The 12,046-nt window shown below is 29.1% G+C and carries 9 protein-coding genes; 1 reads left to right on the forward strand and 8 read right to left on the reverse strand.

All coding sequences use genetic code 11. From position 1 onward, the window contains the following. Positions 1-65 precede the first annotated feature (65 nt). The 8 genes from miaA to cbiE all read right to left on the reverse strand — a co-directional run bounded on the left by miaA (position 66) and on the right by cbiE (position 9,718). Positions 66-983 (reverse strand): tRNA (adenosine(37)-N6)-dimethylallyltransferase MiaA, encoded by a 918-nt coding sequence (gene miaA, locus HMPREF9630_RS02120; protein WP_009526893.1) that lies wholly within the window; start codon positions 981-983, stop codon positions 66-68. Positions 984-1,061: 78 nt separating this feature from the next. Beyond that, entirely contained in the window at positions 1,062-2,393 is a 1,332-nt protein-coding gene (gene mgtE / locus HMPREF9630_RS02125) for a magnesium transporter (RefSeq protein ID WP_009526894.1), read from the reverse strand. A gap of 651 nt (positions 2,394-3,044) precedes the next feature. Beyond that, a complete protein-coding gene (gene dnaJ / locus HMPREF9630_RS02130) occupies positions 3,045-4,205 on the reverse strand; it encodes a molecular chaperone DnaJ (protein ID WP_009526895.1) in 1,161 nt (386 codons plus the stop codon). 59 nt (positions 4,206-4,264) lie between these two features. Continuing rightward, the gene (locus HMPREF9630_RS02135; protein ID WP_009526896.1) at positions 4,265-5,143 is read right to left on the reverse strand and encodes a hypothetical protein; all 879 of its coding nucleotides are present in this window, start codon (positions 5,141-5,143) and stop codon (positions 4,265-4,267) included. A gap of 91 nt (positions 5,144-5,234) precedes the next feature. Continuing rightward, on the reverse strand, positions 5,235-7,085 hold the full coding sequence (gene dnaK, locus HMPREF9630_RS02140) for a molecular chaperone DnaK (RefSeq protein ID WP_009526897.1): 1,851 nt from the start codon (positions 7,083-7,085) through the stop codon (positions 5,235-5,237). 76 nt (positions 7,086-7,161) lie between these two features. Continuing rightward, positions 7,162-7,719 carry a nucleotide exchange factor GrpE gene (grpE, locus tag HMPREF9630_RS02145; protein WP_009526898.1) on the reverse strand — a complete coding sequence of 186 codons (558 nt, stop codon included), beginning with the start codon at positions 7,717-7,719 and terminating at the stop codon, positions 7,162-7,164. A 75-nt stretch (positions 7,720-7,794) separates the two neighbouring features. Beyond that, positions 7,795-8,829 carry a heat-inducible transcriptional repressor HrcA gene (hrcA, locus tag HMPREF9630_RS02150; protein WP_009526899.1) on the reverse strand — a complete coding sequence of 345 codons (1,035 nt, stop codon included), beginning with the start codon at positions 8,827-8,829 and terminating at the stop codon, positions 7,795-7,797. 277 nt (positions 8,830-9,106) lie between these two features. Further along, a complete protein-coding gene (gene cbiE / locus HMPREF9630_RS02155; RefSeq protein WP_009526900.1) occupies positions 9,107-9,718 on the reverse strand; it encodes a precorrin-6y C5,15-methyltransferase (decarboxylating) subunit CbiE in 612 nt (203 codons plus the stop codon). Between the two features lie 389 nt (positions 9,719-10,107). Here cbiE and htpG point away from each other — a divergent pair, with 389 nt between their 5' ends. Continuing rightward, on the forward strand, positions 10,108-11,991 hold the full coding sequence (gene htpG / locus HMPREF9630_RS02160; RefSeq protein WP_009526901.1) for a molecular chaperone HtpG: 1,884 nt from the start codon (positions 10,108-10,110) through the stop codon (positions 11,989-11,991). The last annotated feature ends 55 nt before the right edge of the window (positions 11,992-12,046 follow it).

The following is a 12,046-nucleotide window of genomic DNA, read 5'->3' on the forward strand; positions in this document are numbered from 1 at the left end:
CACACTAAATAGTTTAATATTTAAGAATAATATATAAAAAATAAATAACCGCTTATAATAGGCGGTTATTTATTTTTTATATCATCCATTATATATTCTGCTATCTCATCTATGTTTTTTAGCTCAACATCTATCCATTTTGCAAAATCATATCTCCTAAACCAAGTATACTGTCTTTTTGCATAGCGTCTGCTATCTCTTTTTATAAGCTCTATTGCCGTATTTTCATCTATTTCTCCCTGAAGATACGATATTATCTGTCTATACCCTATAGCCTTCATAGATTGAGCATCACTATCTGTTCCATTTTTCAACAAGGTTTTCACCTCTTCTATTAAGCCATTTTCAATCATCATATCTACACGATGGTTTATTCTTTCGTACAATATGCTTCTATCCAATTTCAATACGTACATATAAACTTTGTAGTCTTGAAACTCATCAATTTTGGAAAATACTCTCATAGCATCGTTATTTTCAAATATTTCCAATGCTCTTATTACTCTCTTTACATTGTTTTTTTCTATGCTTTGAGCCATATTTTTATCTTTACTTAAAAGTAGCTCATATAAATAATCAGAGCCATATTCATAATACATTTTCCAATATTTATCCCTTATGTTTTCATCAAATGAAGTCTTGTTAAAATCCATTTTATATATTAGCGAATTTATATAAAGCCCTGTTCCACCTGCTATTATAGGTATTTTTTTTTCGAAAAATAATCTGTCTATTACCTTTGAACTCCTATTATAGAAATCACTGACACTAAAATTTTCATTTGGTTTTACTATGTCTATCATATGATGTTTTATACCTGACATTTCATCTGATGATACTTTGGCAGTTCCTATATCCATAGATTTATATATCTGCATTGAATCTGCGGATATTATTTCTGTATCAAGTTTTTTAGCAAGTTTTATTGATGTTGCTGTTTTTCCGACTGCAGTAGGTCCGCAAATTATTATAATCTTATTCATATCAAACTCACTTCATAATGTATATCATACTCTTTAAAAATATATTGTAATTAATTTTAAAAATATAAATATAATAATCTATTTTAAAACTAAAACAGAGGCTATTTTGAAATAAACCATAAGTGCAAATATATCAACTATTGTAGTAATAAGTGGTCCTGCCATAATAGCAGGGTCAAGCTTCATTTTTTTTGCTAAAACAGGTAACGTTCCGCCGATAATTTTTGCCAAAACCACAATCATCAGTATACTTCCACATACAGTTACAGATATATTAAGCGGTGTGTGTTGAAAAAAATATAGTCTTACAAAGTTTAGAGCAGATAAAATGAAACCTACCAATAAACTTATACGAAACTCTTTCCAAATTATTTTTCCTATATCATTTAATTGTAGCTCACCAAGTGCAAGTCCACGAATAATTAGCGTAGAGGATTGTGAGCCGGCATTTCCTCCTGTATCCATGAGCATTGGAATAAATGATGCTAAAACAACAACAGAACTTAAGATATTTTCATATTTGTTTATTATTATACCTGTAAAAGTCGCTGAAACCATCAAAAACAACAACCAATAAATTCTCTTTTTAGCTAATTCAACTACTCCTGTTTCCAAATATTCTTCATTAGATGGACTTAAGGCGTTCATCTTTGCAAAGTCCTCTTCATTTTCTTCTTCAATTACATCCAATATATCGTCTACTGTAATAATCCCTACAAGTCTATGTTCTTTATCGACTACCGGCATAGACAGATATCCATACTTTTTGAAAAGTGCAGCAACCTCTTCTCTGTCATCTGTTGTTTTGACAAAAACATAATTTGTATCCATAATCTTATCTAAAATCACATCTTCTTTTGTCAATAACAACTGTCTTATTTCTATAATCCCTTCCAATATTCTGTTATCGTTAATAACATACATAGTGTTTATAGTTTCACGATCAAAACCTATTTTTCTTATACGCTCTATTGCCTGTTTTACGGTAAGTTCTTTTTTCAAATCCACAAATTCTGTGGTCATAATGCTTCCGGCAGAAAACTCAGGATAAGAAAGCAAATGATTTATCAATTGTCGTCTGTCCGGAGATGTATTTTTAAGCACCTTTTTTACTACATTTGCAGGTAACTCTTCTATGAAATCAACCGTATCGTCCAAATACAACTTTGACAGCATTGCTCCTACTTCCTCATCGCTCATGCTTTCTACTATGTATTGCTGTCCTTCTATATTCATATAAGAAAATACTTCTGCTGCAAGATTTTTAGGAAGAATTCTAAACAACAACATTAAATCCATTTTTTCAAGTTCGTCAAAAAACTCCGCTATATCAACAACATTGTAATTTAAAAGCTCATTTCTGGCTTGTACGACTCTGCCTTCTTTTACCAAATCCACAATAAATTGCATTGAAATCCCCTTTCTTACAAATAGCAAGATGTCTAAAAGAGGATAACAAATCTATTCACTTTAAGACATCATATGCTAAGTAATTTTCAATAAAATAGTATAAAATTTTTCGTGCGTATGCCCATCCGACATAATATATCACCTGCTATTAAAAATAAAAAAAGAAATTATATAAATAATTATAATATTCAAACACATTTATAATCATAGTTATAAAAAATATATGTAAAAATATTTTTATTCTTATAATATTTTATATATATATATTAATAATACCAAAACCCAATATAACAAAAAATAATATTCATAAATTTACAAATATTTGTTGACACTTCAATATAGTCTGATTAAAAATATTATACTAAAATCTTATAAAATAATGGAAAATCATAATAATTAATTTTTCCAGTAGACTATTTATTAATGTTATCTAATTATATATTATCCATAATTTTAATTTTGTTAGAAAATAGTATTATCATAATATCATAGTTTTATAAAAAAATAGAGTGTGTATAAAAATTAAAATAAAGAAAATTTCTACAAAAATAAAGTAGTTTTTAATCACAGATTTTATTCTACTATAATTTTGTTATTTTTTCAATATTTTACTTTTCAAACACACTCTAAATAAATACTCTAAATATTTTATCAATCTTTAAAGAAATCTCTTAACTTGTCTAAAAAATTCTTACTTTGTTCATTCACTTCATTGCCTGTGATTTTCGCATATTCTCTAAGTGCCTCTTTTTGTTTTTCAGACAATGATTTAGGAACTTCTACTATAACTGTTATAAGCTGGTCACCTCTTGATTTTGAATGAAGTACATTTATTCCCTTACCTTTTAGCCTGAATACTGTACCGCTTTGAGTTCCTTCCGGTATTTTATATTTGACCTTACCGTCCAAAGTAGGCACTTCCACTTCATCACCAAGTGCCGCTTGTACAAATGTTATAGGCATATCCAATCTCACATCATAACCGTCTCTTTTAAATATTTGATGTGGTTTAACTGCAACAACTACTTGTAAATCTCCTCTAGGTCCGCCATTATATCCTGCTTGACCTTGTCCGGATACTCTTAAGATGTTTTGATCGTCTATTCCTCCAGGTATTTCTATAGATACTTTTTTCTTGCTCTTAATTCTTCCTGTACCGTTACAATGGTCACATTTTTCTATTATTCTTTCACCTGTTCCGTTACAATCCGTACATACGCTCTGATTCATCATTGAACCGAATGGAGTTCTGACTGTTTTTGTAATTACACCTTCTCCGTTACAAGTCTTACATCTTTCTTTACTTGTACCGTTTTTTGCACCTGTCCCATTACAGAATTGACAACTGTCTTCTATAGGAATTTCTACCTCTTTTTTTAATCCGAATGCAGCTTCTTCAAAGCTTATAGTTAATTTTATTCGTACATCTTGACCTTTTCGTGGCATTTTTGCAGTATTTCTGCTACTTCTTGATGAGAAGCCTCCAAATCCGCCTCCACTTCCAAAACCTGAAAACATATCAAATATATCATCAAAATCGAAATTTGCTCCGGAAAAACCTCCACCTCCAAATCCGCCGGTAGAGTTATAGGCGTCAGGTCCAAATCTATCATAATTTGCTCTTTTTTCTTTATCTGAGAGGACTTCGTACGCCTCATTTATCTCTTTAAATTTTTCTTCTGCGTCTTTGTTACCTTGATTTTTATCAGGATGATACTTCATTGCCAATTTTCTATACGCTTTTTTTATTTCTTGATCTGTTGCATCCTTATTTACACCAAGCAATTCGTAAAAATCTTTTTTTCCTGCCATATTTCTTCTCTCACCACCTTTTAATGGTATATTTTTTTACTATTTGAGCCTCACTAAACTTAAGACTCTACTTCTAACTTTATTCTTTCAAACCTACATGCCCTTATTGCTATATTATTCTTAGTTATGGTTAGATATTTGCCATTACATATATATAATTTTTTTTTAGAATCAGATTTTTTATAATCACAGACAATATAATTACTTTTATCTTCATAAATTACTACATATTCTTTATTCCTTATAATATCCCTTGCAAATTTAAACTTACGATTATATTTAGCATCTAATTGTCCATTTTGTATAGAAAAAAAAGTAATAAATAAAATTGAAATTAAAATAAAAATCACAGTATACTTTGCTAAAGATGAAGAAAATATTTTATCTAAAAACGAGAAATCACTTAAATTAAATAAAATTAAATAAGTAAATAAATAAGATAATAAATTAAATAATACATTAAAAATTAATAACTCAAAATAGAATTCTCTTTTACTATTATTTTTTCTTTTTTTATAGTTTTCTTTAACATTTTTATAGCTTTCTAATTTAACGAGGCAATTAAATAAATACATATATTTAAACGTAAGAAAGTAACATACTATAATTTGAATTATAATAAAAATTATTTTAATTTCAGTATCACTTATATTCCCTTTAAAAAATAATTTTACAATTAAAAGTAATAATAATAAGTTTACAAATATACTTATTATATTAGAAGCAGCCAAAAATACAATCCAAGAAAAATAATACGTTATTTTTGAAAATTTATTTTCATTATTGGGTAATACAGTCTCATCTATATTAAAATATTTTAAATATCCAATCCAATAGACATAACTAATATAATCACACATCCAAATAAGAAAACCTAAGATAAATGTAATAGCATACCAATTTTTATTTATAAATTCTATAATTTTAATAATATCCATACCTATATCCTCCAAGAATATATTATACAATTTTATAAACCACACATATATGAAATGTACGGTTTATAAAATTGCTAGTGTGAATATTATCTTATTTATTGTCATCATCTTTTACTTCTGTGAAGTCGGCATCAACTACTCCGTCATCATCCTTCGGTTGCTGAGGTTCTCCTTGCTGTTCACTTCCTGCTTGTGCTTGTTGAGCTTGTTCATATAATTTTTGAGATATAGGTTCGAATGCTTTCATTAGTTTTTCTATTTCTGCTCTTATTTGCTCTGCTGTTGAGTTTACATCATCTTTCACTTTTTTAACATCTTCTATTGCACCTTCTACTGCTGTTTTTTCGCCCTCTGTAACTTTATCACCCAAATCTTTTAATGATTTTTCCATTTGATATATAGTATTTTCAGCGTGATTTACAGCTTCCACTCTTTCTTTTCTCTTCTTATCTTCTTCTTCGTGCATTTTTGCTTCTTGTACTTTTTTATTGATTTCATCTTCTGAAAGATTAGTAGATGATGTTATTGTTATTTTATTTTCTTTTCCTGTTCCTAAGTCTTTTGCTGTAACGTGTACTATACCGTTTGAGTCTATATCAAATGTTACTTCTATTTGAGGCATACCTCTTCTTGCAGGAGGTATTTCATCTAATCTGAATCTTCCTAATGTCACGTTTGCGTCTGCAAATTCTCTTTCACCTTGTAATACATGAATGTCAACGGCTGTTTGATTGTCTTCTGCAGTTGAGAAAACTTGTGATTTCTTTGTAGGTATTGTTGTATTTCTTTCTATTATCTTTGTAAATACTCCACCCAATGTTTCTATACCAAGTGATAAAGGTGTTACATCAAGAAGTAATACATCTTTTACATCTCCTGCAAGTACACCGGCTTGTATAGCTGCTCCAAGTGCAACACATTCGTCAGGATTTATTCCTTTTGAAGGATCTTTACCAGTAAATTTTTTGATTGCTTCTTGAACTGCTGGTATTCTTGTAGAACCACCTACCAATAATATTTTAGCCAAGTCATTAACTGAAAGTCCTGAATCTTGAAGTGCTTTTCTTGTAGGCTCCATTGTTTGCTCTACAAGATGTGCTGTAAGTTCGTTGAATTTTGCTCTTGTTATATCCATATTAAGATGTTTTGGACCTTCTGCTGTTGCTGTTATAAAAGGAAGATTGATATTTGTTGTAAGTGTTGATGATAATTCTTTTTTAGCTTTTTCAGCAGCGTCTTTCAATCTTTGAGCTGACATCTTATCTTTTCTCAAATCAACTCCGTCTGTTTTAATAAATTCGTTAGCTATATAATCAACTAAAACATTGTCGAAGTCATCTCCACCCAATTTATTATTACCGCTTGTTGCAAGAACTTCAAATGTTCCGTCTGCTATTTCAAGAATACTTACGTCAAATGTTCCTCCACCAAGGTCGAATACCAATATTTTTTCTTCTACTCCGTCTTTGTCAACTCCGTATGCAAGAGCCGCAGCTGTAGGCTCGTTTATTATTCTTTTTACATCTAATCCTGCTATTTTGCCTGCATCTTTAGTTGCCTGTCTTTGTGCATCTGTAAAATATGCCGGTACTGTTATTACAGCTTCTGTTACTTTTTCTCCCAAATAACTTTCCGCATCAGCTTTTAATTTTTGTAATATGATTGCTGATATTTCTTGTGGTGAGTAATTTTTATCGTCTATTGTTACTTTATAGTCTCTACCCATTTCTCTTTTAATTGATGATATTGTTCTGTCAGGATTTGTAACTGCTTGTCTTTTTGCAGGTTCTCCTACTATTCTTTCTCCGTCTTTTGAAAATGCTACTACTGAAGGTGTTGTTCTCATTCCTTCCGTATTGGCTATTACGACTGCTTCCCCACCTTCCATTACTGCTACGCAAGAGTTTGTTGTACCTAAATCTATTCCTATTGTTTTTGCCATAATTATTTACCTCCGATTTTGTAAATGTTATATTTAAATTTATAATTAAATCAAGTATTTTTTAAATAATTTTTATTTATTTTGATACTTTTACCATAGCCGGTCTTATCACTTTTTCTTTTAATTTATATCCTTTTTGCAATATCTCTAATACTTTGTCGGGTTCATCTCCTTCTACCTGCATTACTGCATGATGATAATTAGGGTCGAACGGTTCATTTAAGCATTCAATCTCTTCCAAACCGTTTTTATTGAGCACATCTTCAAGTTGCTTTTTTATCATATCCACACCTTGATAGAAACCTGTTGTATTTTCTTTTTCACTATCTAAGGCTCTTTGAAAATTATCAAGCACTGCAAGTAATTCGGTTACTATTTTTTCATTTGCAAATGTTGTCAAATCCTGTTTCTCTTTTGTAACTCTTCTCTTATAGTTCATAAATTCAGCTTGAGTTCTTTGTGCTAAGTCTTTCATCTCATCAACTTGCTTTTCAAGTTGTTTTATCTTTTCAAGATTGTCATCTATTTCATTAACTATTGTATCTTCTTCTAATTGTTTATCTTTATTGTCAGATGTTTCTTGATTTTCAATATCCGTTTCAATAATATCCTCAGTTTTCAACTCTTCCGTCATTTTTTCTCCTTTCAAGCACTCAATAATTATACAATACTACACTTAAAGTTTGCTTAATCTATTTTTATTTTATAGTCAAAATACCTCACTTATATATTTGGTGATATATTTCATCAGTGAATATGCCTTTCCATAATCCATTCTCTTTGGTCCTATTATTCCGAATTTTCCAATATTATTGCCTTTTAACTCAAAATTTGCAGTAATAATGGAGCAGTTGTCAAGCAAGTCTCCCATAGACTTATCCCCTATTATAATGTTTATATTATCTTTTTTCACACCTTGATTTTGTACAAGCTCTACGAGTTCATCTTTGTTGTCGAACAACGTCAAAAATGATTTTACCGTATCTATATCATTGAACTCAGGATAGTTGAATATATTTTTTGTACCCTTGAGCATTATACTGAACGGCACATCTTGAGATAAATTGCTGTTTATAGTTTCAAGCATATTATCAAGCAACTCATCATATTGCATTATTTCTGATTTCACATAATTTACAAATTTATCTCCCAGTGATTTTATGTCTTTTCCAATTATCTCTTCTTTTATAGTTTGTGATATTATTTGTAATTTATCAGACTCTATAAATCTGTCTATATAAATATTTTTGCTGTTTACTCTTCCATCTTCCATTACAATTATCATAATTATTTGATGCTCGTTAAGTTTGACAAGCTCAAAATGGCTTATCTTTTCTTTTTTATCCTCATCGTTCTTCATAATTGCTATAGAAGTATAATTAGTAAGACTGCTTAACAGATTTACCGTTTCATCCAATAATGACTGTATTTGATTTATATTTGAATCAAGTGCTGTTTTAATGAGTTCACGCTCTTTTATATCAAGCGAACCACCTTTCATGAGTTCATCAACATATAAGGAATAAGCAAGCGGTGACGGCACTCTACCTGATGAAACGTGAGGTTGCAACAAAAATCCCATCTCTTCAAGATCTGACATTTCATTTCTTATTGTAGCAGCACTTATCGAAAGCTCTTTGTTTTTAGAAATTGTCCTCGAACCGACAGGTTCTGCAGTATTTATATATTCTTCAACTATAAATTGAAGTATTTTCAGTTTCCTTTCACTTAATTTGCTGTTCATAATTATCCCTTATTCCTAAACATTCAAACATAAATTTTAAAAATCTAAACTTTTTCTTGATATTCAAATATTTTTACTATTTTTTGTTAGCACTCTTATCGGTAGAGTGCTAACCACATTTACTATACTACTACTTTTAATTCTGTTTGTCAATAGGTTTAAAAATTTTTTTAATTTATTTTTATGCACATAGAAAGGTGCTTTATTTTTTCAGTTTAAAAATATTTGAAAACAAAAAAACTATAATAAACTAAAAAATTAATTTTATATAAAAGCATTAGTTTAAAATTGAAATGAGTATATACATCTTGTATGTTTCCTGTTTTGTTATCTCATTTGCATATTTTATAGTTATCTTTTCATTGTTATATGACAGATTTTCTCCTATTATAAACTTAGGATTTTTATTATTTTTCAAATAAATCTGTGCTATATCATACACAGATGTCTTGCCGTCTGTGAAAAAAGCAGTTTTTTTCGACATCAATATCATCTCTTCATTTATCTGTCTGCCGTGAAATGATGTTATATACACATCATTCATATTTATCTTCATCTTGGCAAACAAATATGCAACGCTGCTTATGCCTGATATTATATTTATATCTTCATATGGTTTCATATTTTCTATAATATAGTTGCTTATCCCGTACAAATTCGGCTCACCTGATGCTAATACACATATATCCTTATCTATATTATCTTTAATATTTTTAATAATATCCTCAAGTTTTACATACTCAATATACTTGGCATCTTTATTCAAGTAATTCACTGCTTGTATCTGTCTTTTTGCACCTATTATAAGCGTAGAGTTTTTTATTGTATCAATAGCTTTTAAAGTTATATTCTCTCTATCTCCAAGTCCTATACCTACTATATTTATCATACTCATTTCTCCGATATGCTAAAAAATATAATATATACCAAATCTAATACTAAATCCTATTTAAATCACCATGTAAATTTCAAAAAAATATAGATTATAAAATTAACAAATATGATCGTCTAATCAGATTTTAGTATAAAAAATTAAATAAATATTAATTATTATATATACTAATATATTTGAGGTCAATATACATACTTTTTTATATACTGATATTGGTATAAAATAGATAGCTTAATATTATATAAAAATACAAAAAAACTTTATATAATTTGTAATTATATATTGACAAATATAAAAAATGTGATAAATTTATATTAGCACTCATTACTAAAGAGTGCTAATATATGTAAAATTTTAATTTTTATGAATATACATGGAGGTTTTTTATGGCAAAACAGGAATTTAAGGCTGAATCCAAAAGATTATTGGACCTTATGATAAATTCTATCTACACAAATAGAGATATATTTTTGAGAGAATTGATTTCAAACGCAAGCGATGCAATAGACAAAGTATATTACAAAACTTTGGCTGACGAAAACAAAAACTTCAACAAAGAAGATTATTATATACAAATATCTGTAGATAAAGCAAACAGAACAATAACTGTTGAAGATACAGGTATAGGTATGAACAAATCCGATATGGAAGATAATCTCGGTATAATAGCAAAAAGCGGTTCTTTACAATTTAAAAAAGACAATGAAATAAAAGACGGTTTTGATATAATAGGTCAATTCGGAGTAGGATTTTACTCAGCTTTTATGGTTGCAAAAAAAGTAAAAGTATTATCAAAATCAATAGATGACGACAAAGCCTATCTATGGGAGAGCGAAGGAATTGACGGATATGAAATATCAGAAAGCGAAAAATCATCAAACGGTACAATAATAACTATCTATCTGAAAGATAACACAGATGAAGAAAAATACGATGAATATCTTGAAGAATATAAACTACGCTCACTTGTAAAAAAATATTCAGATTTTATAAGATATCCGATTAAAATGGAAGTCACAAAATCAAGACCAAAAGAAGATGACAAAGACAACTATGAGGATTATATAGAAATAGAAACTTTAAACTCAATGGTACCTATCTGGAGAAAAAATAAAAACGAGCTTACAGAAGAAGATTATATCAATTTCTATAATGAAAAACACTACGGTTTTGACAAACCGCTTAAATATATACACACATCCGCAGACGGAGTTATTCGTTACACAAGCATAATGTATATACCATCAATGTTACCGTTCAACTATTACAGCAAAGAATTCAAAAAAGGCTTGGAACTTTACTCAAACGGTGTGCTTATAATGGATAAATGTAGTGAATTATTACCCGACTACTTCGGATTTGTAGTAGGTATGGTTGACTCTGAAGATTTATCGCTTAATATATCAAGAGAAACATTGCAACACGACAGACAACTCAAATTAATCGCAAAAAGACTTAACGAAAAAATCAAAAATGAACTTACAAATATGCTTAAAAATAAAAGAGAAGATTATGACAAATTCTATGATACTTTTTCAAGAAGTCTTAAATTCGGAATATATGACAACTGGGGAATGAACAAAGACGAATTACAGGATTTAATCATGTTTAAATCATCATTGGACAAAGAAAAATATACAACACTTGAAGAATATGTTTCAAGAATGAAAGATGACCAAAAAGAAATATATTACGCAACCGGAGAAAACGTAGAAAAAATTGAAAAAATGCCTCAAACAGAATTCTTATTGGATAAAGGATATGAAATATTATATTTCACTGACGAAGTAGACGAATTTGCAATACAAGTGCTTAGAACTTATAAAGAAAAAGAATTCAAATCTGTGTCAAGCTCAGATATAAATGTAGATAACACAGAAAAGGAAAAAAATGAAGAAAAAGCAAAAGAGTCAAAATCTATGTTGGATGAAATGAAAGAAATCCTAAAATCAAATATAAGTGATGTCGTAATATCAAACAGACTAAAAAGCTATCCAGTCTGCATATCTGCAAAAGGTTCTGTCAGCGTTGAGATGGAAAAAACACTCAATGCAATGCCTACAGACACACATGTAAAAGCAGAAAAAGTGTTGGAAATAAATCCTGAAAATAAATCATTCGACAATTTGAAAAAATACTATGAACAAGACAAAGATAAGTTTACAAAACTTACAGAAGTATTATACAATCAGGCACTTTTAATAGAAGGTTTACAAGTTCAAGATCCTATAAAATTTGCAAATAATATATCAGATTTACTATTCGGATAAAGTTAGATGACCCCCATTTAAAATGGGGGTTTAATTTTGTAGATTTAACTAAAAT

This window comes from Peptoanaerobacter stomatis (assembly GCF_000238095.2).
GTDB classification, from domain to species: domain Bacteria; phylum Bacillota; class Clostridia; order Peptostreptococcales; family Filifactoraceae; genus Peptoanaerobacter; species Peptoanaerobacter stomatis_A.